Origin of the sequence: Streptomyces sp. NPDC058653, from assembly GCF_042716895.1 — a bacterium.
GTDB lineage: Bacteria > Actinomycetota > Actinomycetes > Streptomycetales > Streptomycetaceae > Streptomyces.
The window spans coordinates 43,378-67,712 of record NZ_JBHXRM010000016.1 but is presented as its reverse complement, the minus strand read 5'-3'; the positions used below and the strand labels follow the sequence as shown (position 1 = coordinate 67,712).

The following is a 24,335-nucleotide window of genomic DNA, read 5'->3' as shown; positions in this document are numbered from 1 at the left end:
CCGGGAGTCGTCCACGGGCCCCACCGGACTTCCAGGAGTGAGAGATCCCATGGGCATCGCGGACCAGTTCAAGGACAAGTCGCGGCAACTCGCCGACCAGGCGAGGAAGCGGGCCGCCGACGAGAAGGAGGACGAGGCCCCGGAGCGCTCCTCGGAGGACGAGCGGGACCGTGCGCGCCGGCGCGCGCAGGACGCGCGTGACCGCTTCTCCGACGACTACGACGCCTGAACCCGCTGTCCGCGGGGCGCGCCCGGTGCGCTTCTCGCGTGCGCTCTCCGTGTGCTGGGGGGACCTGTCGGTCGGGTGGATCGGGGAGCTCCTGCCGCCGCTCCTGCCACCGCGGCGGCCGGACCGTTGCTGGCCGACGACAGCTCCCGAGGGGCGACTCCCGCGTCTTCTCGGGGCTTGGCGGCGAGTGGGCGTGCCGCGCGATCGCGCGGCCCGGGGCCCGGTTGTTCCCGATCGCCGGACGGGCTCATTCGGCCCGTCCGGCGGTCGAGGACAAGATCGAGGACAGGAAGAGCCACCGCGGACCGGCCCGCCGGGCCCGGTTCAGGACCGCGGCGGCAGTGGGGGCCGGCGGCGGTCCGGGACGTCGCCGTACCCCGGTGGGGTCGCCGCCGGCTGCTTCGCCAGCAGTTCCAGCGCCACCCACACCGCGTCGTCGAGCTGCGCGTGCCGGCCCTCCGCCCAGTCGAGCGGGGTCCGCAGCACCTCGATGTCCGGCTCCACGCCATGGTTCTCGACGGACCAGCCGTACGCGTCGAACCACGCCGCGTTCATCGGCACCGTGATCACCGTCCCGTCGCCCAGCCGGTGCCGGCCCGTCATGCCGACCACACCGCCCCAGGTGCGCTGTCCGACCACCGGGCCCAGCTTCAGCAGCCGGAAGGCGGCCGTGATCATGTCGCCGTCGGAGGACGTCGCCTCGTCCGCGATCGCGACCACCGGCCCGCGCGGCGCGTTGGAGGCGTAACTCACCGCCTGTGCGTTGCGCGTCAGGTCCCAGCCGAGGATGCGCCGGGTCAGTTTCTCCACGACCAGTTCGCTGATGTGGCCGCCTGCGTTGCCCCGTACGTCCACGATCAGCGCCGGCCTGGAGACCTCCAGGCGCAGATCGCGGTTGAACTGGGCCCAGCCCGAGCCGCCCATGTCGGGGATGTGTAGATAGCCGCACTTGCCGCCGCTCATCTCGCGGACGACCTCGCGGCGCTTGGCCACCCAGTCCTGGTAGCGCAGCGGCCGTTCGTCGACGAGCGGGACGATCGCCACGCGCCGTGAACCCCCGTGCCGCGTACCGCCGTTGCCCGGTGACAGGTCCTCGGCCGGACGGAAGGTCAGCTCGACCGTCGTGCCGCCGGCGGCGGAGAGCAGCGGGAAGGGGCCCGTCACCGGGTCGACGGGCCGGCCGTCGACATGGGTGAGGACCGCGCCCTCACGGATACCCGTACCGGCCAGTGGGGAGCGGGCCTTGGAGTCCGACGACTCACCGGGCAGGATCCGCTTCACCAGCCATTCGCCGTCCCGGCAGACGAGGTTGGCGCCGAGCAGACCCATCGCGCGCTGGTAGTGCGGCGGTCCCTCGTTGCGGCGGGCGGGCGTGACGTACGCGTGCGAGGTGCCCAGCTCGCCCAGGGCCTCGCGCAGCAGATCGGCGAACTCGTCGGGGGACGCGACGCGTTCGACCAGCGGGCGGTACTGGTCGAGCACCGCGTCCCAGTCGATCCCGCACATGTCCGGTTCCCAGAAGTACGAGCGGATGATGCGGCCCGCCTCCGCGTACGCCTGGCGCCACTCCGCCGCCGGATCGACCTCGTGCAGGATGCGGCGCAGGTCGAGATGGACGGTCGAGTCGCCGTCACCGGGCTCGGTCGCGGGCACGGCGCGCAGGTCGTCGTCGTCCACGACCACCAGCCGTGAGCCGTCGCGGCTGACCGCGAACCAGTCGAGGTGGTCGACGAGTTCGCTCTTGCGCGCCTTGGTGAGGTCGAAGTGTTCGAGGGTCGGCCGGCCCGAGGTGTCGGCCGGGTTGGCGAACGTCTCGCCGAGCGCGCCCGAGATCGGCCAGCGCAGCCAGACCAGGCCACCGCCGCTGACGGGTTGCAGGGCCGAGTACTTGGACGCGGAGACCGGGAAGGGCGTGACCCGGCTCGGGAGCCCCTCGACCTCGACCGTGACGGTCCCGTCGGGCACCGCCGCCGTGCCGTCGGACGCGACGACCGGCAACGGGTCGAGCCCGCCGGCCGCCGGACGGCCGTCGGGGAGGAGCGCGAACGGCGAGGGCGTCGCCGACGACAGCGGTACGAGATAGGGGCGGCAGCCCAGCGGGAAGGACAGGTCGCCGGTGTGCACGTCGTACACCGGGTCGAACCCGCGCCAGGAAAGAAAGGCGAGATATCGGCCGTCCCGCGTGAAAACCGGATTCTCGTCCTCGAAACGCCCGTTCGTGACATCCACGACCGTACGGTCGGCGATCCGCGCCATCCTGATCTGCCGCAGCGAGCGGCCGACGCCCGGGTGGGACCAGGCGATCCAGTCGCCGCCGGGGGAGAAGGCGAGGTCGGTGACGGGGCCGTTGACCGAGCGGATCAGCTCGGTCACGTCGTCGGCGGCGACCTCGGTCACCTCGGTGACCGACTCCGTGTCGGACCCGGCTCCGCCGTCGGCGGCCGGTGTCGCGGCCCCCGGGGTGCCCTCGTCCGACGTGTCGTCAGGAACCCTCAGTATCAGCAGCCTTCCGTCGTGCGTGCTCAGCGCCAGGCGCTCACCGTCCGGGTCGGCGATCAGCTCATGGACCCGGCCCAGCCGCCCGGAGGCGAGGCGCAGCGGCGGCATGTCACCGCTCGCGCGCGGCAGATAGGCGATCTCGACCGCGTCCTCGCCGTCCGCGTCCGTGACGTAGGCGACCTTGCCGCCGCTGCCGAGCATCGCGGGGAGCCGTACGCGTACGCCCGGGGTGTCCGTGATCGTGCGGGCCGGGCCGTCGCGGTGGGTGAGCCAGTACAGGCTGCCGCGGACGGAGACGGCGCTCGCCCGGCCCGTGGTGTCCACGGAGATCGCGTCGACGTGGTGGGCGGCCGGGACCTGGTAGGCGCGCCGTCCGGCGCGCGGTCCGCCGAGCCGTACCGACAGGCGGCGCGGCACCGAGTCCGGCTCCAGCGAGTCCACGAGCCACAGCTCGCCCGCGCACTGGTAGACGACCCGGTGCCCGTCGGACGAGGCGTGGCGGGCGTAGAAGGCGTCGTGGTCGGTGTGCCGGCGCAGATCGGTCCCGTCGGGGAGCGTCGAGTAGAGATTGCCGACGCCCTCGTGGTCGGAGAGGAAGGCGATACGCCCGGCCACGAACATCGGGCAGTCGAGATGGCCGGGCAGATCCGCCAGCAGCCGCTCGCCGTGCAGCCAGAGCCGGCCCGTGGCGCCGCCCCGGTACCGCTTCCACGCCGCCGGTTCGTGCGGCGGCTTGCCGGTGAGCAGCAGGCTGCGCCGCTCGCCCCCGATGTCGGCGATCGCGATGTCGGCGACCGGGCCCCAGGGGAGTTTGCCGCCGGGGGAGCCGTCGGTGGGGACGCTGTAGGCCCAGGAGTAGTACGAGAAGGGCTGGCCGTGCGAGGAGACGGCGAGGATCTGCGCCCCGCCGTCCTTGTCGGGCGGGGTCCAGCCGCAGACGCGGGTGTCGGTGGATCCCCAGTAGCTGAGGCGCCGGGCCGGGCCGCCGGCCACCGGCGCCAGATGGATCTCCGGATCCAGGCTGCGCCAGCTCGTGTACGCGATCTGGCTCCCGTCCGGCGAGAACCGCGGGTGCCCCACCCGTGTGCGGTCGACGGTCACCCGCCACGCCCGGTCCGGGCGGTGCTTGGCCGACGAGAGAGGGGCGACCCAGAGGTCGTCCTCGGCGGCGAAGCACAGCAAGTCGTCGTGTAGATGCGGATAACGGAGATACGCGACGTCGTCACTCACCCCCCAATGCTTTCCGTGCGGGAGGGGCGCGGCAACTCGTGGGCCGAGCCGAGTTGGCCGGATGTGTTCGGCCGGACGGTCGGGTGGGGCGGTGGTGCGGTCGCCGGTGTGGTGGAGGCCACAAGCGAAACGTTGCCGTTTCGATGAGGGTGCGGTTATCTTCGTACTGTACGAAGTCGTTTCGTTCAGCTCCTCACGACCGTGACGGGAGGTCGGCCATGGCACGCACCAGACTCACGCCCGAGCGCGAGAGCGAGTTGTACGGTGCCACGCTCGACCTGCTGCGTGAGGTCGGCTACGACGCCCTCACCATGGACGCCGTCGCCGCCCGCACCCACTCCAGCAAGGCCACCCTCTACCGCCAGTGGGGGAGCAAGCCGGAGCTCGTCGCACGGGCCCTGCGCGCCAACAAGCCCGCCGATGTCGCACAGATCGACACCGGCTCGCTGCGCGGGGACTTCCACGCCATGGTCGAGATGGCCGACGACTGCCAGATGGAACGGGACTCCGCGCTGATGCGGGGCCTGGCCCATGCCGTCCACACCAACCCCGATCTCCACCAGGCCCTGCGCGACCTGCTCATCGAGCCCGAACTCAACGGTCTCGGTGTCTTCCTGCGCCGTGCCGTGGACCGGGGCGAGGTCAGCGCGGACCAACCCGCGCTGAAATACGTCACACACATGCTGGTCGGCGCCTTCGTCGCCCGGCAGCTCGTCGAGGACCGGTCGGTCGACAAGGCCTTCCTCCGCGATTATCTGGACGCCGTGCTTCTCCCCGCCCTCGGCGTCTGACCCTCCCCGCAGCTCGCAGCTCCGCCTCCCTGGGCCGCTCGCCCATCTCCGGGGTTCCCCAGCAGTACCCAGCACCTGACGCGTGTCGCTCTCGCGCCGTCGGTCGGCTCCCCATGCCCTTGATTCAGCCCCAGACCGGGAGTACGCCTCGTGGCCACGTTTCTCTACAGACTCGGACGGTTCGCCTTCCGGCGCCGAAATCTCGTCGCCCTCGTATGGGTGGCGCTGCTGGCTCTCGCCGGCGTCGGCGCGGCGTCCGCGTCCACCGCGACATCGAGTTCCTTCTCCATCCCTGGGACGGAGGCCCAGAAGGCCTTCGACCTGCTGGAAGAGCGCTTCCCCGGCGGCAGCGCCGACGGGGCCACCGCCAGGGTCGTCTTCAAGGCGCCCGAGGGCGAGAAGATGACGTCCGGCGCCAACAAGGCCGAGGTCGAGAAGATCGTCGACGAGCTGCCGGCCGGCTCGGACCAGATCGCCCGGGTCGCCGACCCGTACACCGCGAAGGCCGTCTCGCAGGACGGTTCGACGGCGTACGTCTCGATCACCTACAAGGTCAACTCGATGGAGCTGACCGAGGAGACGCGTACGGCGCTGGAGGAGACGGGGGCCGAGGCGCGGGAGGCGGGCCTCACCGTCGAGATCGGCGGTGACGCGCTCCAGGCCGCACCGGAGACCGGGGCCACCGAGATCATCGGTATCTCGGTCGCGGCGGTCGTACTCGTCATCACCTTCGGTTCGCTGATCGCGGCCGGACTGCCGCTGCTCACCGCGCTCATCGGCGTCGGGATCGGCGTGTCGAGCATCACCGCGCTGGCGAGCGTGATGGACCTCGGCTCCACCACCAGCATCCTCGCGATGATGATCGGTCTCGCCGTCGGTATCGACTACGCGCTGTTCATCGTCTCCCGCTACCGGGCGGAGCTGGCCGAGGGGCGTGAGCCCGAGGAAGCCGCCGGGCGGGCGGCGGGGACCGCCGGATCGGCCGTGGTCTTCGCCGGGCTCACCGTCGTCATCGCGCTCGTCGGGCTCGCGGTCGTCAACATCCCGATGCTCACCAAGATGGGCGTCGCGGCGGCCGGCACGGTCGTCATCGCCGTCCTCGTCGCGCTCACGCTCGTCCCGGCCATGCTGGGCTTCGCGGGCAGGCGGGTGCACGGCAGGAAGCTGCGCGAGAGGATGGCGCGGGAGCAGGCGGTCTCGGCGGACGGCGGGGTGGCCGAGGGCAAGCCCAACATGGGTACCCGCTGGTCCCGTTTCGTACTGCGCCGCCCGGTCGCCGTGCTCCTCGCCGGAGTCGTCGGCCTCGGCATCATCGCCGTCCCGGCCACCCAGCTGGAGATGGGTCTGCCCGACGACGGCTCGCAGCCGACCAGCACCACGCAGCGCAAGGCGTACGACATCCTGTCGGACGGTTTCGGTCCCGGCTTCAACGGGCCGCTGATGGTCGTCGTCGACGGCAAGGGCGACGACAACGCCAAGGAGACCGCCGCGCAGGTCACCGACGCGGTGAAGGAACTGAAGGGCGTCGCGGCCGTCACCCCGGCCAGCTACAACAAGGCCGGCGACACGGCGACGATCACCGTCGTTCCGAAGGACCGTCCCTCCTCGGTGGAGACGGAGAACCTCGTCCACACCATCCGCGAGGCCGGCGGGGAGATCGCCTCCGACAGCGAGGCGAAGGTGCTGGTCACCGGCGCCACCGCGATGAACACCGACTTCTCCGAGAAGATGAACGACGCGCTCCTGCCGTATCTGGGGCTCGTCGTGGGTCTGGCGTTCCTGCTGCTGATGCTGGTCTTCCGCTCGGTCCTCGTACCGCTCAAGGCGGCCCTCGGCTTCCTCCTGTCGGTCGTCGCCGCGCTCGGCGCGGTGGTCGCGGTCTTCCAGTGGGGCTGGCTCTCGGGCCTGTTCGGGGTGGAGCAGACCGGTCCCGTCATGTCGATGATGCCGATCTTCATGGTCGGTGTGGTCTTCGGTCTCGCGATGGACTACGAGGTCTTCCTCGTCACGCGGATGCGTGAGGCGCATGTGCACGGGGAGCGGCCCGGCCAGGCGATCACCACCGGCTTCCGGCACGGGGCGCGCGTCGTCACGGCCGCCGCGGTGATCATGATGGCGGTCTTCGCGGGCTTCATCGGCTCCAGCGAGTCCATGGTCAAGATGATCGGCTTCTCGCTGGCGATCGCGGTCTTCTTCGACGCGTTCGTCGTCCGGATGGCGATCGTGCCCGCGGTGCTCGCGCTGCTCGGCGGCAAGGCGTGGTGGCTGCCGCGCTGGCTGGACCGGCTGCTGCCGAACGTCGACGTCGAGGGCGAGCAGCTGCGCAGGATGCTGGAGAAGGAGCAGGCCGGGGCCGCGGGCCGCGACGCCGGGCCGGAGAAGGAGCTGGCGCGCGTCTGACCCGCTGATCTCAACCGCCGGGCGGGCTGCCTTCGCAGTCCGCCCGGTGGGCTGTCGGTGGGCTGTCCGTGGGGTGGACAGCGGTGTCGGCGGGGTCGCGCGGCCGGCGGGCCGCGCCTGTCCTCAATCGCCGGACGGGCTCAGGTGCGTGTGGTGCAGGAGCCGGTCGAGGCCGCGCTTGGCGCGCAGCGGGTAGCGCTCCTCGCCGACCGGCACCGTCTCGTACGTCAGCCGGAGGAACCGGCGCAGCGGAGCCGTGTCGAACTGGGTCAGCGCGACGCCCTCCGGCGAGTGGAACTCAAGCATCGTCTGCGCCCGTCCGCACGGCCAGACACGTACGTCGCCGTCGCCCGACGGGGTGCGCAGGCCCGATTCGAGCAGGCGGCGGGCGAAGGCCCACACCACCTCGGCGCCGTCCGGCGACACCTCGGCGGGGAAGACGACGCGGACGGCGAGGGGATCGGCACTGTCGTAGCGGAGGGTGACCGTCAGACATCCGTGGTGGGGGGCGTCCGTGATGAGACGGACCTTGGCAGGCTGCTCGACGACGGCCGGCATCGTTTCGCTCCTCTGCGGCGGTTCCGCGGCGCTCTCGACGCGGTGCGGTGGCGCGGTGCGGTGACACGGGGTGTGACACCGCGCCCCATGCCCCACATGTCTTAGTCTGCGGTGCTTTACAGCACAACAAACCTTTTATCTGTTATTTAACGCCGAGTGTCCCGCGGATCTCAAACTTTCCGCGCCGTTCGGTGGCCGTACACCGGTTCGCATGCCCCGCGCTCTTGCAACTCGTTCGCAAGAGAGGACTATCTATTCGAACGGTTCACTTCGAGCGGTTCATCACACCTGTCTGCCCGGAAGCGGAGCCCGCCCATGCATGTCCCCGACGGAATGATCAATCTGCCGGTGTCGGCCGCCGCCGGGGTCGTCGCGGCCGGTGCCGTGGCCGTCAGCCTGCGCGGCGCCCGCCGCGAACTGGGCACCGGCCCGCTCGCCGAGGGTCACGGCGCCGAACGCACCGCGCCCCTCGCCGGCCTCGTCGCCGCCTTCGTCTTCGCCGTACAGATGCTGAACTTCCCCGTCGCGGCCGGCACCAGCGGACATCTGCTGGGCGGGGCGCTCGCCGCGATACTCGTCGGGCCCTTCACCGGAGTCCTCTGCATCGCCGTCGTCCTGCTGATGCAGGGCATCCTCTTCGCCGACGGCGGACTCACCGCTCTCGGCGTGAACATCACGGTCATGGGCGTCGTGACCGTGATCGTCTCGTACACGGTCTTCCGCGGTCTGCTCCGCGTCCTGCCGCGCGGGCGGAGCTCCGTGACCGGGTCCGCGTTCGTCGCCGCGCTGGTCTCCGTGCCGGCCGCCGCGGCGGCCTTCACCCTTCTCTACGCGATCGGCGGCACCACGCACATCCCGATCGGCAAGGTGCTCACCGCGATGGTCGGTGTGCACGTTCTCATCGGCATCGGCGAGGCCGCGATCACCGCGCTGACGGTCGGGGCGGTCATCGCCGTACGCCCGGACCTGGTCCACGGCGCGCGCGGGCTCGCTACGCCGCTCAAGCTGCGCGTCGACGGTGAGCTGGTGGACGCGCCGGCGCCCGTCCCGGCCGCCGCGCCGACCACCCCGCGCTCGCCGCGCGGACTCCTCGCCGCCGGCCTCGGCACGGCCCTCGTGCTCGCCGGGGTCGTCTCCTTCTACGCCTCCGCCAACCCCGACGGCCTGGAGAAGGTCGCCGCCGACAAGGGCATCGACAAGAAGGTCGAGGAGCACGCCGCCGCCGGCTCCCCGCTCGCGGACTACGGCGTCAAGGACGTCTCCGACGCCCGGCTCTCCGGAGGCCTCGCGGGTGTGATCGGCGTCGGCGCGACGGTCCTCGTCGGCAGCGGGATCTTCTACGTGGTCCACCGGCGCCGTACGACGGGGAACGCGCCCGCCGCCTCCCCCGAGCGGGCCTGACATGGGAGCGGGCCACGCCCACAAGCTCTACCGGCACGGCGGCTCACCGGTCCACGCGCTGCCCCCGCACTGCAAGCTCGCCGCCGTCCTGTGCTTCGTGCTCGTCGTGGTCTCCACCCCGCGCGAGGCCGTGTGGGCGTTCGGTCTGTACGCGGCCCTGCTCGCCGGCGTCGCGGCGCTCGCCCGCGTCCCGGCCGGCTTCCTGCTCCGCCGGATGCTGATCGAGGTCCCGTTCGTGGCCTTCGCCGTCCTCATGCCGTTCGTGGTGCCCGGCGAACAGGTCGGGTTCCTGGGGCTGTCCCTGAGCGTCCCCGGCCTGTGGGGCGCCTGGAACGTGCTGGCCAAGGGCACGCTGGGGGTCGCCGCCTCCGTACTCCTCGCCTCCACCACCGAACTGCGCGCGCTGCTCCTCGGGCTGCAACGGCTCAGGCTTCCGTCGATGCTCGTCCAGATCGCGACGTTCATGATCCGCTACGGCGACGTGATCACCGACGAGCTGCGCCGGATGTCCGTCGCCCGCCGCTCACGCGGCTTCGAGGCGCGCGGCGTACGGCACTGGGGTGTGCTCGGCAAATCCGCCGGCGCCCTGTTCATCCGCTCCTACGAGCGCGGGGAGCGGGTGCATCTGGCGATGATGAGCCGCGGTTACACGGGCACGATGCCCGTCATCGACGAGATGACGGCCTCGCGCGCACAGTGGACGGCCGCCGCCGCACTCCCCCTCTCGGCGCTCGCGGTCTGTCTGCTTGGCTGGACGCTATGAGCACGCAGTCCACCGAGCAGCCGCCACCACCGCCGTCCCTCGAAGTGCGGGGGCTCGCCTACGCGTACCCCGACGGCCACCAGGCGCTCTTCGGCGTCGACCTGACCGTCGCGCGCGGGGAGCGGGTCGCGCTGCTCGGGCCCAACGGCGCGGGCAAGACCACCCTCGTCCTGCACCTCAACGGCATCCACACGGCGGGCGCGGGGTCCGTCACCGTCGCCGGACTGCCCGTCGCGAAGAAGAACCTCGCCGAGATACGCCGCCGGGTCGGCATCGTCTTCCAGGACCCCGACGACCAGCTCTTCATGCCCACCGTCCGCGAGGACGTCGCCTTCGGCCCCGCGACGTCCGGTCTGCGCGGCGCCGAGCTGGAGGCCAGGGTCGTCGCCGCGCTCACCCGGGTCGGCATGGCCGAGTACGCGGACCGGCCGCCGCACCATCTCTCCTTCGGGCAGCGCCGCAGGGTCGCCGTCGCGACGGTCCTGGCGATGGAGCCCGAGATCCTCGTACTCGACGAACCCTCGTCCAACCTGGATCCGGCCTCGCGCCGCGAACTCGCCGACATCCTGCGGGCGCTGGACGTCACCGTCCTGATGGTCACCCACGACCTGCCCTACGCGCTGGAGCTGTGCCCGCGCGCGGTGATCCTCAGCGAGGGCGTCATCGCGGCCGACGGACCGACACGCGACCTGCTCGGCGACGCGGAGCTGATGGGCGCGCACCGCCTGGAGTTGCCGTTCGGTTTCGACCCCACGTCGGTCGCGTAGCCGCCAACCCCGGTGGCCCGGCGGGCGCCGTGATGCGTGCACCATGGAGGCATGAGCGGGATGGTAGGCGTCGCTGACGTCCAGGGCACGGTGGCCGCGGGCTTCGAACCCGTCAGGGACGCCTTCGTACGGAACTTCCAGGAACGCGGTGAGCGGGGCGCGGCCGTCGCCGTCTACCGCGACGGGCACAAGGTGGTCGACCTGTGGGCCGGCACGCGCGACGTCGACGGCGCGGAGCCGTGGGCCGTCGACACCGCGCAGGTCGTCCGCTCCGCGACGAAGGGTGTGGCCGCCGCCGTACCGCTTCTGCTGCACCAGCGCGGACGGATCGACCTGGACGCGCCGGTGGGCACGTACTGGCCGGAGTTCAAGGCGGCCGGCAAGGAACGGGTGCTCGTACGGCACCTGTTGTCGCACCGCGCGGGGTTGCCCGTGCTCGACCGGCCGCTCGGCACCACCGAGGCGCTCGACGGCGAGTCGGGCGCCCACGCGCTCGCCGCGCAGCGGCCGGTGTGGGAGCCCGGCGCCGACCACGGCTATCACGCGCACACCTACGGCTGGCTCCTCGCCGAGCTGGTGAGACGCGTCACGGGGCGTTCCGTCGGCCGGTGGATCGCCGACGAGATCGCCCGCCCGCTCGGCCTGGACTTCTGGATAGGCCTGCCCGTCGAAGAGGCGCACCGGGTGGGCCGGATCGGGCGGATCGAGGAGCCGGCCGCCGTCGGCGGCGAACTGCGGCTGCGCGCCAAGCGCTCGGTCACCGAGGCGTACAAGGACCCCGATTCGCTCACCCGGCGGGCGTTCGGCGCGATCGAACCGCCGCCGGACGAGAACAGCGCCGTCTACCGCGCCGCCGAGATGCCCGCCAGCGGCGGGATCTCCACCGCGCGCGCCCTCGCGCGCTGTTACGCGGCGATGATCGGCCCGGTGGACGGTCCCGGGCGCGGCTACCGGGCCGGGGAGCGGCTGTTCGCCCCGGCCACGCTGACCCTGGCCCGTACCGAGGAGTCGGCCGGCCCCGACCGGGTGCTGGTCGTCGGCACCCGCTTCGGGCTGGGCTTCATGCTGCACGGTTCGGGCGCGCCGCTGCTGGGGCCCGGCTCCTTCGGGCACCCGGGACGCGGCGGCTCGCTCGGCTTCGCCGACCCCGAGTCGGGCATCGCCTTCGGCTATGTCACCAACGGCATGCGCAAGGGCGTGACGGCGGATCCCCGGGCCCAGGCCCTGGTGCGGGCCGTCCGCTCGGCCGCATGATCGGCGCATGAGGCGATACGAGGACCACGGCGTACTGATCACGGGAGCCGGACGCGGCATCGGCGAGGCCATCGCCAGGCGGCTCGCCGCCGAGGGAGCGCGGGTGCTGCTCACGGACGTGGACGGTGAACGGGCCGCACGCGCCGCCGAGTTGATCGACGGCGCGGAGCCGTACGGGTGCGACGTGGGCGACCGCGCCTCGGTCGAGGCGGCCGTGGCGTACGCCGTCGAGCGCTTCGGCTCGCTGGACGTCCTGGTCAACAACGCGTACTCCTGCACCCCGGACGCGCCGCTCTTCGAGGACGAAACGGACGAGCACTGGGCCCGCGACCTCGATCTGACCCTCACCGGGGCGTTCCGCTGCGCGCGGGCGGCGCTGCCGCACCTGGCGGCCTCCGGACACGGCGCGATCGTGAACATCGGCTCGGTCAACGGCGAGCAGGACTTCGGCAACCACGCCTACAGCGCGGCGAAGGCCGGCCTGGCGAGCCTGACCCGCACCCTGGCGGGTCACGCGGCGCCGCGCGGGGTCCGCGTCAACCTGGTCGCGCCCGGCACGATCCGCACCGAGAGCTGGACCGGCCGCGAGGCCAACCTGGAGCGCGCGGCCCCGCACTACCCGGCGGGCCGGGTGGGGCGGCCGGACGACGTCGCGTCGGCGGTGGCGTTCCTGGCGTCGTCGGACGCGGGGTGGATCACGGGGGCGACGCTGCCGGTGGACGGCGGGATTCTGACGGCGAACGTGGGGCTGCGACAGGCACTGGCGGGGGCGCCGGTGCCCGGGCCGGCCTCGGTGTCGGACGGGGCTCCGGTGCCGGCACCGGCGCCGTTGTCGGACGGGGCCCAGCCGCCTGGGCGTGTGGCCGCCTCGCCGTCCGGCCGTCTCGGTCGGCCGCGCTAGGAGTGCCAGCCACCCTCGGACGCCCCGGTCCCCATGGGCGGCCCCGGCCCCAGCCAGTCGCACAGGAGTACGGTCGCGTCGTCCTCCAGATGGCCGTGGTGGTAGTCGAGGAACGTGTGGACGAAGCGCCGGACGGTCTCCTGAGGGCTCAGCCGGCCGGCGGGGTACTGGGTGAGCACGGAGATGAAGCGGTCGAGCCCGAACTCCGCGCCGTGGGCGCGCCGCGCCTCCGTGATGCCGTCGGTGTAGAGCACGATCCGGTCCCCCGGCTCCAGCTGCTGTCGGCACACCGTGGGTTCCAGGTCGCCCAGGCCGGTGCCGAGGGGGTACGCGGGCGTGCACGACAGGCGGAGCGCGTCGCCCCGGCGCAGGACGAGCGGGGGGTGGTGTCCGAAGCTCGCCCAGTGCAGCAGCCCGGAGCGGGTGTCCAGGGAGATGAGGAGAGCCGTGACGTACCGGTCGTCGTACACCCGGTTCAGCTCGTCCTCGATGGCCCCTCCCGTCTCGGCGATCCCGGCCCCGCGGCGGCGGGCGCTGCGGGCGGCGGAGACGGCCAGGGCGGCCGTCTGGCCCGCCGCGGTGTCGTGGCCCATGGCGTCGAAGATCGCCAGATGGACCTGGGTGCCGGCCGTCGCGTAGTCGTAGGCGTCCCCGCTGATCCAGTACGACGGCTCCAGCGTGGCGCAGATGGCCACCCGCGAGTCGGTGTAGGTACGGGGCGGCATCAGGTGCCACTGGGCCTCGGCGGCCACGTTCATCGGCTGGGTCCGGTTCAGATGCGCGTACGTGTCGCTGTGCCCGCGTTTGGTGGAGATGGCCAGCGCCACCAGGGACGCCAGGCCCGTGGCGTCCTCGCGGACGGTGTCGCCGTCCCGCGCGGCGGCGACGAACATGATTCCGATGCGTTCGTTGCCGTTGAACAGAGGCACCCAGTACGCGGCTCCGCCCGACGAGGGCGGGTCGGCGGCGAGCACCTGGCCGTACTGGTACGCGCGGCCCGCCTCGGTGTCCCGGATGCTCAGGACCCGGTCCACCGACGCCCCTGTGCGCGCGCCGGCGAGCAGATGGAGCGCGCGGCGCTCGACGTCGCCGAGATAGAGACGTACCTCGGTGAAGCCCGCGGGCCCGGCCTGCTCGCTCACCGTGTCCGGAAGGTCGTCGAACGAGGTGTTGCCGATGACGCTCAGCAACCCCGCGAACAGTCTCTCGCCCGTGTTGTCCCGATCCCTCACGCCAGTACTTTCCAGTAATGCGGCATTTTCCTGGATTGTTACGAGACTACAACGGGCCGATCCGTCACGCGCCCGGCGTCGGAACACCTCCCTTGAGGCGCTCCAGGTCCGACGCCCGGACCTGGATCACGAACAGCGCGATCACGGCCGACACGCCGGCCAGCACCGCGGCCACGATGAACGCGTTCGAGACACCCGCGGCCAGCACCTCGTCGCTCCACGGCTTCGGCAGCGACCGTGTCTTCTGGAAGGTCAGCTTCTGGGCCGGGGTCGCGTGGGCCAGGAAGTCACGGGTCTGGGTCTTCGCCTCGTCCCTGGTGGCCGTGCCGAACACCGTCACCAGGATGGAGAGCCCGAGCGAACCGCCCACCTGCTGCGTCGCGTTGAGGATGCCGGAGGCGGCGCCGGCCTCCTTCGGGTCCACGCCCGAGACCGCCATCAGGGTCAGGGACACGAACTGGAAACCCATGCCGAGGCCGAAGACCAGCACCGGGCCCAGCAGACTGCCCGCGTAGGTGCTGTGGACGTTCGTCAGCGTCAGCCAGGCGAGGCCGGCGGTGGCCAGGACCGCACCGGTCACCATGAACGGTTTCGGACCCCAGCGCGGCAGCAGCTGCGAGGCGACCCCCGAACCGATCGCGATGACCACGCTCACCGGGAGGAAGGCGAGACCGGTACGGAGCGGGCTGAAGTCCAGGACCTCCTGCGTGAAGAGCGTGAGGAAGAAGAACATGCCGAACAGCGCCGCGGAGAGGCTCAGCATCATCCCGTACACGCCCGCGCGGTTGCGGTCGCGGAACATCCACAGCGGCGTGATCGGCTGTCGCGAGCGGCGCTCGATGACGATGAAGAGGAACAGGAGCACCACCGCCGCGCCGAACGACCCCAGCGTCAGACCGTCCGTCCAGCCGTCCTCGGACGCCCGGATGAAGCCGTAGACCAGACCCACCATGCCCAGCGTCGCGGTGAGCGCCCCGACGATGTCGAAATGACCGGGGCGCGGCTCGGACTCCTTGATGAAGCGGGGGGTCAGGGCGATGATCAGCAGCCCGATCGGTACGTTGACGAAGAAGATCCACCGCCAGTCGAGCCACTCCACCAGGATGCCGCCGAGCAGCAGCCCGATCGCGCTGCCGCCCGCGGAGACGGCCGCGAACACGCCGAACGCCCTGTTGCGCGCGGGCCCTTCGCGGAACGTGGTGGTGATCAGCGACAGCGCCGTCGGGGAGGCGATGGCGCCGCCGACGCCCTGGAGCGCACGGGCGGCCAGCAGTTGCCAGGCGTCCTGCGCGAGACCGCAGAGCAGCGAGGCGAAGGCGAAGAGCGCCACGCCGAAGATGAAGACCCGGCGCCGTCCCAGGATGTCGCCGAGCCGCCCGCCGAGCAGCAGCAGTCCGCCGAAGGTGATGGTGTACGCGTTGACGACCCACGAGAGATTCTGGGTCGAGAAGCCCAGGGCGCTCTGGATGTGGGGGAGCGCGATGTTCACGATGGTGATGTCGAGAACGACCATCAGCTGGCAGGACGCGATGATGGCCAGCGCGATGCCGTGGCCGCCTTCTCCGTCGGGAGCGGTGCCGGCCTTCCCCGCGTCCGGCGTGTTCGGGGGTGTGCCGGGCGGCGTGTTCGACGGAGGGCCGGGCGGGTTCGGCGGTGTGGGCTGTGAATCAGTCATAGGTGGGGGGTGGTGAGCGGGGTGGTGCGCGCCCTCGGACAGGGAACGCCACCGCTCACCCGGATCTGACTCTAAGTGGGACGAACCGGACTCGCGAGTCGACCGCCGGGTCACGCCGCGTCAGGCGACGCCCGACCGGTCCTTGCCGGGAGGGCGCCGGGCGTGGCCCTCCGTCAGGAGCGTTCCGACTGCACGACGCCGACGCCGGAGCCGGCCGGACGCGTCCGTACGGAGCAGCGCCCGGACCCTCCGCCTCCGCCGGTCATCGGGGCGCCGCCGCGGGACCGGCCGACGGGCCCTCGCCCTCGCCTTCGCCCTCGGTGAGCGCGGTCTCGGTGAGGGCGGCCTCGGCCGACGCGCTCGTGGCGGCGGCGTGTTCCGCGAGGGCGCGGTCCACGAGGGCCGGGGCGGAGCCCGTATAACCGGCCGGGTCCGTGAGGGCGCGCAGCCGCTCCTCCCCGATCAGCTCGGCGACCGCCGGGTCGGTCTCCGTCAGCGCCTGCGCGAGCGGGATACCGGCACCCGCCGAGAGGCGGGCCGCGGCGCCGACCACTTCCTTCGCGCGGGTCTCGCCGACGGCCGGGACCAGGGCCGCCATGAGCCGTTCGCCGACGAGCCGGCCGCGGGTGAGCCCGAGGTTGTCCCGCATCCGGTCGGGGAAGACACGCAGGCCGCGGATGAGTTCGGCGGCGTCGTGGGCGGCCGCGCCGGTCAGCCGCAGCAGCTCGCGCAGCGGCTGCCACTCGGCGTGCCAGGGGCCGGCGGGGCGTTCGTCCTCGGCGACGAGGGCGCCCAGCAGTACGGCGGCGAGCGCGGGCGCCTGCCGCGCGGCGGCGGCGATCAGGGTGGCCCGCACCGGGTTCCGCTCGTGCGGCATCGCGGACGGGTCGCCGCCGCGCGCCTCGGCCACCTCCCCGATCTCGGTCCGGGACAGCACGAGCACATCGGCGGCCACCTTCCCGAGCGCGCCCGCCGTGAAGGCGAGGGCCGCGCCGAGATCGGCGACGGGGGTACGCAGGGTGTGCCACGGCAGGGTCGGTTCGGCGAGGGGGAGCTGATCGGCGTAGGCGGCGAGAAGCCGTACGCCGGGGTCGCTTCCGGAGGCGCCGGGGGCCGGGGCTCTGTCCGGGGTCGCCGCCTCGGGCCCGCCGTTGGAGAGGGCGGGTGCCGCGCCCGCGAGGTCGTAGACCGGTTCCTCGGGCGGGGGGCCGGTCCCCGGCCCCGGCTCGAACACGTGGTCGGGGCCGGCCGGATAGTCCGGCAACGGCTCGGGCGGGCTGTCCACCGAGCTGTCCAGCGCACCGGTCAGGTCGTAGACGGGCTCGGGGGACCCGGCGGTGGAGGTCCTCTCCGGCCGGCCGTCCACCGCGTCCCCGACGGGGGCGAAGGCCGCCAACGTGCCCGCCGAACCGCCCAGTTGGACCGGCGGCCGGACCGCCGCCAACCGGGTACGGGCGTCCCGTACCGACGAGAGCCAGCCCGCCGCCTTCAGCCCGAACGTCGTCGGGACCGCGTGCTGCGTGAGGGCGCGCCCCGCCATCGGGGTCGTGCGGTGCGCCGTGGCGAGGACGGCGAGCGTGTCCGCCGTACGGTCCAGATCCGCCAGGATCAGCGGCAGCGTGCGGGTGGCTACCAGCATCATCGCCGTGTCCACGATGTCCTGGCTGGTCGCGCCCCGGTGGACGTACCGCGCCGCGTCCGTGGGACTCCCCGTACCGGTGTCCTCGGCGTCCACGGCAGCCGTCAGATCCGCCACCAGGGGAGCCACCGGATTGCCCCCGGCGCGCGCCCGCAGCGCCACGTCCCGTACGTCGAACCGCTCGGCCGCCCCCGCCGCCGCCGTGATCACCTCGGCCGCGGCCGTCGGGGTGAGACCGACCGCCGCCTGCGCGCGGGCCAGCGCCGCCTCGGCGTCGAGCATGGCCCGGAGGAAGGAGACATCGCCGGTCGCCGCCTCGGCGGCGGACCCCGCCGGGCCGGGCGAGAGCAGCCCGGCGTCGGGGGAGGGAGAACCGGAACCCGCGGAATCAGCAGTCAAGGACAACCGTCTCCTCGTCACGACGACGCCCACCATCACACCGACACGTGCGGGCCTTCACCCCCAGAATCCCCCGCGAAAGCGCGTCCAGCCACGCGAAGGGCGAGGGGGGCGGGGGCGAGCGCGCTCGGGCTTACGCGGCGGGGCGGCGCGGAGTGAAGCCGGCTCTCAGCTCCCACGGGCGGCTATCGCCGGAACGGGCCCGCCCGCAGGCCGAACGGGCGCGTGCGCCGGGCGCAACCCGTGGCTACGCCGCCGCGCGGTCCGCCAGTGGGCGGCGGCGGAGTGACGGGTCCGCGAGCACCGGGGCCGTCCAGGCGCCGTCCGGGTGGTAGACGTTCGTTCCCGGTGCCACGATCTCGTCGATACGGTCGAGTGTCGCGTCGTCCAGGATGAGCGAGGCGCCCGCCAGCAGCCCGTCCAGCTGCTCCATCGTGCGCGGGCCGATGATGACCGAGGTCACCGCCGGATGCGCGAGGGTGAACGCGACCGCCAGGTCCGGCAGCGAGCAGCCGATGCTCTCCGCCAGCGCGGCCAGCTCCTCCACGATCTCCAGCTTGGCGATGGTCACCGGCGACGTGGGATCGAACCGGGCCGGGGTGAGCGCGGCGCGGCCCGAGGTCAGGTCGATGGCGCCGCCCTTGCGGTACTTGCCGGTGAGGAAGCCCGACGCGAGCGGACTCCACGTCAGTACGCCCATCCCGTACCGCTGACAGACCGGCAGCACGGACGTCTCGATGCCGCGCGCCAGGATCGAGTACGGCGGCTGTTCGGTCCGGAACCGGTGGAGCGCGCGGCGATCGGCCACCACATGCGACTCCACGATCTCCTCGGCGGGGAACGTCGAGCAGCCGAAGGCCCGGATCTTGCCCTGTGCCACCAGATCGGTCAGCGCGGAGAGGGTCTCCTCGATGTCCGTCCTGTGGTCGGGCCGGTGGATCTGGTAGAGGTCGATCCACTCCGTGTCCAGCCGACGCAGGCTCTCCTCGACCTCCTTGATGATCCAGCGCCGTGAGTTGCCGCCCCGGTTGCGCCCCTCGCCCATCGGGAAGTGCACCTTGGTCGCGAGGACGACGTCGTCGCGCCGGCCCTTGAGTGCCTTGCCGACGATCTCCTCGGACTCACCGGTGGAGTACATGTCCGCCGTGTCGACGAAGTTGACGCCCCGGTCGAGCGCCGAGTGGATGATGCGTACGCAGTCGTCGTGGTCACCGTTGCCGACCAGACCGAACATCATCGCGCCGAGGCAGTGGGCGCTCACCTCGATACCGGTGCCGCCGAGCGTGCGGTAACGCATGTGGTACTCCCTCGCTGGTCAGACCCCCGTCGGGCCGTACGCGGGCACTCTAGGACTTCGAGTGCGGTCGAAGGCAAGCGCCACGGGTGGCCCGCCCGGCCCGCCCGGCGCGTACGGCGGCCCGGTGCGCCCGGTGCGCCCGGTGCGCCCGGTGCGCCCGGTGCGGCGGGAAGGTCCCAGGCGTCAGCCCCACCCGCCCCGCGCGGCCGATACTTTGGTCACCCCCGCGAATCCCTTCGGCCGATGCCGCCCCGGACGCCGTTTTCCTAGCCTCGGCACATGAAGGCAATTCTGGGATTCATCAGTTTCGTACTGGTCGCGTCCGGCGTCACCGGCCTGCTCCACCAGTGGGTCGACTGGATGCCGACGTTCTTCGGCTTCTCCCGTTTCGTCATTCCCGACGGACACGAGGTCCTCGGCTACGTCGTGATCACACTGCTCGGGGTCGGCGCGGGCCTCCTGTCCGACGTCGTCAAGAAGCACGTGGCCGTCTGAGCATGGATCTGGCCAAAGGACCGAGGCCCTCCGAGTCGGCCGAGGTCACCGTCCTGACCCAACCGGCCTGGCTGGTCCCGGCGTTCGCCGCGGTGGGGGTGGTCGCCGGCTGGCTGGCCAAACTGCTCGCCGACCGCTTGGTGACCCTGGGCTGGGCCCCGCTGAAGGCCCCGGCGAAACTGCTGGACTCCGTCCCCGAGCCCTGGCTCACCGTCGTCGCGCTGACGGCGGGCGCGTTGCTCGGGACGCTGGTGGGGTTCATCGCGCTGCACGAGTCGCTGACCGTACGGGTGTCGGACACCCGGGTGACGCTGACGATCCGCGACGAGACCCGCGAACTGCGCCGCGCCGATGTCGACGCGGTCTTCCTGGACGCCAAGTCCCTCGTACTGCTCGGCCGTCACACCGAGGAGGCGGCCCGCGAGCCCTGCGACCTGGAGCGCGCCGACCTGGCCGCCGCCTTCACCGCCCACGGCTGGAACTGGGCCCCGGAGGACCCGCACAAGGCCGAGTTCCATCTCTGGGTCCCCGACACCCCCGGTCTCCCGGTGGGCGCGAACGCCCTGCTGAGCGCCCGCGCGCACGCCATGGGCAAGACCGGCACGGCGGAGGACGTACGGGCACTGCGCGACGAACTGAACGGTCTGGGCCTGGCGATCCGCGACGAGAGGAAACGCCAGTACTGGCGGCTGCCCGCGCCCCCTCCGCCGGGCGCCTGACGGGCAGCTGGAAACGGGCTTCGCGGCCTCCGCCGAACGACGCCTGCCCGGTGGTTGGCTTGAGAGGCGTCGGCCGAGAAGCGGTGACCGGTTTCGGCGACGCCCCCAGAGACCGCAGAGAGGCAGTCCCCCCATGACCACCGACCCCACCAGCCCCATCACCACCCCCTTCGACGCCGGGTCCACGGCCGCCGAGGTCGTCGCCGGTATCGACCTCACCGGCCGCCGCGCCGTGGTGACCGGGGCCTCCTCCGGCATCGGCGTCGAGACCGCCCGCGCCCTCGCCGGCGCGGGCGCCGAGGTCACCCTGGCCGTACGGGACACGCACACCGGCGAGCGCGTCGCCGAGGACATCACCGGCACCACCGGCAGCAGACGACTGTCCGTCGTACCGCTCGACCTCGCCGACCGGCGGTCGGTCGCCGACTTCGTCGCCGCGTGGGAGGGGCCGCTGCACATCCTGATCAACAACGCCGGTGTGATGTACACGCCCGAGGTGCGCACACCGGAGGGCTGGGAGCTCCAGTTCGCGACGAACCACCTCGGCCACTTCGCGCTCGCCACCGGCCTGCACGGGGCGCTCGCCGACGCGGACCGGGCCCGGATCGTCGCGCTCACCTCGGTGGGGCATCTGCTCCAGGGGATGAGGTTCGACGACATCGACTTCCGGGAGGGCGTGTTCGACACCCGACTCGCCTACGGCCAGTCCAAGACGGCGGTCGTCCTCTTCACCATCGAGGCGAACCGCCGCTGGGCGGCCGACGGCATCACCGCCAACGCCGTCCATCCCGGCGCGGTCATGACGAATCTGTCCCGCCACATGAGCCGGGAGGAACTCGACAAGGCGGTGGCCTCCGGCTACTCGTTCAAGACCCCCCAGCAGGGCGCGGCGACCTCCGTGCTGGTGGCGACATGGCCGGGCCTCGAAGGCATCGGCGGCCGCTACTTCGAGGACTGCAACGAGGCCCACCCCCACCGCGAGGGCACCTCCGGCGGAGTGGCCCCCCACGCCCAGGACCCGTCGGCGGCCGAGCGGTTGTGGCAGGTCTCGCTCGACATGCTGGCGGCGGCGGAGCGGGGGTGACGGGTCCGTCGGTTCAGGCGCCGGCGTCCTTCAGCAGTCGTACGGTCTCCGGGTACGGACCGGTCCTGGCCCACTCCAGCGGCGAGCGGCCGGTGCCGCCGTCCTCGCGCAGCCGCGGATCGGCGCCGTACGCCAGCAGTTCGCGTACAGCGTCGTCATGTCCCCAGCACGCGGCCCCGCAGAGCGGCGTGCCCTCGGTGCCGTCCCCGCTCTCGGTGTCGGGCAGCGCGCCCGCGGCCAGCAGCAGGCGTACGGACTCGGCGTCACCGTGAACGGACGCCGCGTACAGGGGAGTCGACCCCTCGGAGTCGCACGCCTGCGCGGGCGCACCGGCCCGGAGTAGGGCCCGGACCTCCGCCGTCCGCCCGAGCCGACCCGCCCACACCAGCCGCCGTGCCAGCTTCTTGCGCCGTCGGTTGTTCATCGGGGTCCCGGCTTCTTGTTTGTCGTGGTCTGCGGCTCGGTTCTACCAGTATGGATTCTGCCGTGACTGTGCGCGGTGGTCGCATGGCAGGTCCGTGGATCCGAGGGAGTTGGTAGGGGCATGCCGTCTGGTGCTGAGCGGAGCGCGGGAGAAGGCTTCACCTCGGCCGTCGCTACGCGGGTGGTGGCTGCGGCATGTCGGCAGGTGGGGCTTGATGGTGACGGCGCCCGTTTGATCCGCCTGGGTGAGAACGCTCTGTTCCGCTTGGAGGCGCATCCGGTGGTGGTCCGGGTCGCTCGGTCGATTGAGTATCTGGAGTCCGCCCGGGGTGAGGTCGCCGTATCGCGCTGGCTGGCCGGTGAGGGCTTCCCGGCGACGAGGGTTCTGGATGATCTGGAGCAACCGGTGGTCGTCGACGGTCACCCGGTGACGTTCTGGCACCTGATCGAGGAGAGCGACCGCAAGCCGACGTACGGCGAGCTGGGGGCCGTCCTCCGCGATCTCCACTCGCTCAACCTGCCTGCTTCCTTGTGTCTCCCCCCATACCCGGTGCTGGACCGGACAGACCGACGCATCAGAGCGGCGACCGGCATACCGGAGGACGACCGCGCGTTCCTGCACAAGCGCGCACGTGAACTCCGCTGCCGGGTGGGGGAGTTGCGCTTCGAGTCGCGGAAGGGCCCCGTACACGGGGACGCTCACGTACAGAACCTCATGGTGGACCGCACTGACCGGGTGATCCTGATCGATTTGGAGAGATTCAGTCACGACCACCCGGAGTGGGACCTGATGGTCACGGCCACCGAGCATCACAGCTTGGGCTGGCAGACTCGGGAGGAGTACGGGGCGTTCGTCGGCGCCTACGGCCGGGATCTGCGCTCGTGGGCGGGGTTCCCCACCTTGCGGTCGTTGCAGGAGTTCAACATGACGACGTGGCTGATGCAGAACGTCTCGGAGAGCGACCGGACAGCAGCGGAGTACACCCGCCGTATCGCCTCGCTCCGCGATGAGGACGCGCCGCGCGACTGGAGCCCGGGCTGAGCCTGCTTACTCGTCGTTCAGGCGCTGCATCGCGGCTTGTACGTCCCTGTTGAACTGCTGGACGACGGGATTGTGCGCGTGGACCGAGACCTCACGCTGGAAGTCACCGACGTAGCGCTGAAAGCGAGCGGACTGCAGAGCATCCCCTTCTTCGACCGCGAGTCCGGCAGTCGCGACGGCGGCTTCAAGGTCGCCATCGAGCAGGTGGCTCTGGGCGAGAACCATGCGACAGAAGCCGAGTGTCCGGGCGTACTTGGGATCGGTGAGCTCAACGGCCCGCTCCGCGAACCGAACAGCGTCGGGCCCTTGTCCGAGATCACGGAAGCAGTGGCAGAACTCACCGATCAACTCCGCTTCGTCCATGTAGGCCAGCCACTCGGGGTCCTCGGCGCTGTCGGCGCTCTGGAAGAACCGCTCTGCCTCGTTCATCGCACGACCGGCGCCCTTCCGATCCCCCGAGGTGGAGAGCGCGCGAGCCTCGTGGGCGGAGAACAGGACCATGGCACGTGGTGTTGCGGTGGCTCGCGCCCCTTCTACGGAGGCGCGCGCGAGCATGACGGCGCGAGATGCCTGGCCCAGGTAGTTGGCCTGGTGACTCATGTTCGTCAGGATGCGGGCGCCCATCACACGGTCACCGATGATCTGCGTCAGACGGAGCGTCGACATCATGTAGCGGCCGGACAAGGCGTGGTTGCCGCTGTCGTACGCGCTCCACGCGAGGAGCTGGGACATCTCAGATGCGGCCTGGAACAGAGCTTCCCCGACCTTCGCGCTGTAGCTGGCGCTCAGCAGAGGCAGTACGTCTTCACGGAAGTAGTGACGAAACGCCTTGTGCGCGTGGCCACCACCGAACTGGAAGTCCAACTGCATGAAGAACCCGGCGGCGGTGCGGATCGCGGCGACGTCACGCATACCGACTCGGCGTGCGGCAGGCGCATGCGTGGGCAAGCCGTCCGGGCGCGAGACGAGCCACGACAGCGCGGCTGAGTGCACATCGCTTTCGGGCAAAGGGAGTTCGTCACCCGGCCCGTCCTCCGGGCGCTGATGTGTGAGGGTTTCCAGGGTGCGGAGAGTCTCGGCGAGGGAACCGCCATAGAGGGTGGTACCTACGGGCATCCGGGCCGGCGCCGCAACCGGGAAGCCCAGATCGTTCGGCGTGATCCTCCGCCGCAGTTTGTCGCCCAGTGCTTCGGCGACGTATCCGGCGGTCTGACGCTGAATCCCGCCACCGTCCAACCACCGCTGAACAGCGACATGCGTGGTACCTAAGTGGTCGCCGTGCCGCTGAGCCACTTCGCGAACTCTCCTGGCCAGGCCTTTGTTTGAAGCTCCGGCCTCCGCCATGACAGCGGCCAGCTGATGGTTCGGGTCTTTGCGCACGCCCTGCTCTCACCCCCGGCATCACTCCAAGTGTTCATCCTGTCACAGCGGTTTTCGCTCCAGGGGGTTCACCGTGAACCCCCTGGAGCGAACCTCCCGAACCCCGGCGTGCACACGAACCCCCTTGTGAACGCTGCCGCCCGTTCAAGGAGGGTCG

At 71.8% G+C, this 24,335-nt stretch carries 19 protein-coding genes and 1 pseudogene; 12 read left to right on the top strand and 8 right to left on the bottom strand.

The window, feature by feature from the left end:
- Positions 1 to 49 precede the first annotated feature (49 nt).
- Positions 50 to 229: a hypothetical protein gene (locus ACFWU9_RS16145; protein ID WP_384318671.1), complete on the top strand. Its 180-nt coding sequence runs from the start codon at positions 50 to 52 to the stop codon at positions 227 to 229.
- Between the two features lie 324 nt (positions 230 to 553).
- Here the strand turns inward: ACFWU9_RS16145 and ACFWU9_RS16140 are convergent, their stop codons facing one another.
- Positions 554 to 3,958, bottom strand: coding sequence for a S41 family peptidase (locus ACFWU9_RS16140; RefSeq protein WP_384318669.1), 3,405 nt, complete (start codon positions 3,956 to 3,958; stop codon positions 554 to 556).
- 218 nt (positions 3,959 to 4,176) lie between these two features.
- On the opposite strand from ACFWU9_RS16140, the gene ACFWU9_RS16135 reads away from it, so the two are divergent.
- Together ACFWU9_RS16135 and ACFWU9_RS16130 are read left to right on the top strand one after the other, a co-directional pair.
- A complete protein-coding gene (locus ACFWU9_RS16135; RefSeq protein WP_384318667.1) occupies positions 4,177 to 4,749 on the top strand; it encodes a TetR/AcrR family transcriptional regulator in 573 nt (190 codons plus the stop codon).
- Between the two features lie 150 nt (positions 4,750 to 4,899).
- Complete coding sequence (locus ACFWU9_RS16130) at positions 4,900 to 7,149, top strand: MMPL family transporter (protein WP_384318665.1); 2,250 nt, start codon at positions 4,900 to 4,902, stop codon at positions 7,147 to 7,149.
- Positions 7,150 to 7,272: 123 nt separating this feature from the next.
- On the opposite strand, the gene ACFWU9_RS16125 is transcribed toward ACFWU9_RS16130, so the two are convergent.
- Positions 7,273 to 7,707 carry an SsgA family sporulation/cell division regulator gene (locus tag ACFWU9_RS16125; protein WP_384318663.1) on the bottom strand — a complete coding sequence of 145 codons (435 nt, stop codon included), beginning with the start codon at positions 7,705 to 7,707 and terminating at the stop codon, positions 7,273 to 7,275.
- A gap of 315 nt (positions 7,708 to 8,022) precedes the next feature.
- Between ACFWU9_RS16125 and ACFWU9_RS16120 the strand changes: the two genes are divergently transcribed.
- The 5 genes and pseudogenes from ACFWU9_RS16120 to ACFWU9_RS16100 form a co-directional block, all read left to right on the top strand.
- The gene (locus tag ACFWU9_RS16120) at positions 8,023 to 9,108 is read left to right on the top strand and encodes an energy-coupling factor ABC transporter permease (protein WP_384318661.1); all 1,086 of its coding nucleotides are present in this window, start codon (positions 8,023 to 8,025) and stop codon (positions 9,106 to 9,108) included.
- Position 9,109: 1 nt separating this feature from the next.
- Entirely contained in the window at positions 9,110 to 9,871 is a 762-nt protein-coding gene (gene cbiQ / locus ACFWU9_RS16115; protein ID WP_384318659.1) for a cobalt ECF transporter T component CbiQ, read from the top strand.
- Complete coding sequence (locus ACFWU9_RS16110; RefSeq protein ID WP_384318657.1) at positions 9,868 to 10,638, top strand: energy-coupling factor ABC transporter ATP-binding protein; 771 nt, start codon at positions 9,868 to 9,870, stop codon at positions 10,636 to 10,638. The genes cbiQ and ACFWU9_RS16110 overlap by 4 nt, the downstream gene beginning before the upstream one ends.
- Positions 10,639 to 10,689: 51 nt before the next feature.
- A complete protein-coding gene (locus ACFWU9_RS16105) occupies positions 10,690 to 11,892 on the top strand; it encodes a serine hydrolase domain-containing protein (RefSeq protein WP_384318655.1) in 1,203 nt (400 codons plus the stop codon).
- A gap of 7 nt (positions 11,893 to 11,899) precedes the next feature.
- Positions 11,900 to 12,658, top strand: a pseudogene (locus ACFWU9_RS16100) (SDR family NAD(P)-dependent oxidoreductase); the annotation flags it as partial.
- A 131-nt stretch (positions 12,659 to 12,789) separates the two neighbouring features.
- Here the strand turns inward: ACFWU9_RS16100 and ACFWU9_RS16095 are convergent.
- From ACFWU9_RS16095 to ACFWU9_RS16080, 4 genes are all read right to left on the bottom strand, one after another.
- Entirely contained in the window at positions 12,790 to 14,025 is a 1,236-nt protein-coding gene (locus tag ACFWU9_RS16095; protein WP_384318653.1) for a PP2C family protein-serine/threonine phosphatase, read from the bottom strand.
- 64 nt (positions 14,026 to 14,089) lie between these two features.
- Positions 14,090 to 15,700 carry an MFS transporter gene (locus tag ACFWU9_RS16090; RefSeq protein ID WP_384318651.1) on the bottom strand — a complete coding sequence of 537 codons (1,611 nt, stop codon included), beginning with the start codon at positions 15,698 to 15,700 and terminating at the stop codon, positions 14,090 to 14,092.
- Between the two features lie 262 nt (positions 15,701 to 15,962).
- Positions 15,963 to 17,621, bottom strand: coding sequence for a lyase family protein (locus ACFWU9_RS16085; protein ID WP_384318809.1), 1,659 nt, complete (start codon positions 17,619 to 17,621; stop codon positions 15,963 to 15,965).
- A gap of 364 nt (positions 17,622 to 17,985) precedes the next feature.
- Positions 17,986 to 19,035, bottom strand: coding sequence for an aldo/keto reductase (locus ACFWU9_RS16080; protein WP_384318649.1), 1,050 nt, complete (start codon positions 19,033 to 19,035; stop codon positions 17,986 to 17,988).
- A gap of 279 nt (positions 19,036 to 19,314) precedes the next feature.
- Between ACFWU9_RS16080 and ACFWU9_RS16075 the strand changes: the two genes are divergently transcribed.
- The 3 genes from ACFWU9_RS16075 (at position 19,315) to ACFWU9_RS16065 (ending at position 21,333) form a co-directional block, all read left to right on the top strand.
- Positions 19,315 to 19,530 carry a hypothetical protein gene (locus ACFWU9_RS16075; RefSeq protein ID WP_384318647.1) on the top strand — a complete coding sequence of 72 codons (216 nt, stop codon included), beginning with the start codon at positions 19,315 to 19,317 and terminating at the stop codon, positions 19,528 to 19,530.
- A 2-nt stretch (positions 19,531 to 19,532) separates the two neighbouring features.
- Positions 19,533 to 20,249 (top strand): hypothetical protein, encoded by a 717-nt coding sequence (locus tag ACFWU9_RS16070; RefSeq protein WP_384318645.1) that lies wholly within the window; start codon positions 19,533 to 19,535, stop codon positions 20,247 to 20,249.
- A gap of 133 nt (positions 20,250 to 20,382) precedes the next feature.
- Positions 20,383 to 21,333, top strand: coding sequence for an SDR family NAD(P)-dependent oxidoreductase (locus tag ACFWU9_RS16065; protein WP_384318643.1), 951 nt, complete (start codon positions 20,383 to 20,385; stop codon positions 21,331 to 21,333).
- 13 nt (positions 21,334 to 21,346) lie between these two features.
- Here ACFWU9_RS16065 and ACFWU9_RS16060 read toward each other — a convergent pair whose 3' ends face one another.
- Positions 21,347 to 21,757, bottom strand: coding sequence for an ankyrin repeat domain-containing protein (locus ACFWU9_RS16060; RefSeq protein WP_384318641.1), 411 nt, complete (start codon positions 21,755 to 21,757; stop codon positions 21,347 to 21,349).
- Between the two features lie 120 nt (positions 21,758 to 21,877).
- Between ACFWU9_RS16060 and ACFWU9_RS16055 the strand changes: the two genes are divergently transcribed.
- Positions 21,878 to 22,798: a phosphotransferase enzyme family protein gene (locus ACFWU9_RS16055; RefSeq protein WP_384318807.1), complete on the top strand. Its 921-nt coding sequence runs from the start codon at positions 21,878 to 21,880 to the stop codon at positions 22,796 to 22,798.
- Between the two features lie 6 nt (positions 22,799 to 22,804).
- Here the strand turns inward: ACFWU9_RS16055 and ACFWU9_RS16050 are convergent, their stop codons facing one another.
- The gene (locus ACFWU9_RS16050; protein ID WP_384318639.1) at positions 22,805 to 24,178 is read right to left on the bottom strand and encodes a sporulation protein; all 1,374 of its coding nucleotides are present in this window, start codon (positions 24,176 to 24,178) and stop codon (positions 22,805 to 22,807) included.
- Between the last annotated feature and the right edge of the window lie 157 nt (positions 24,179 to 24,335).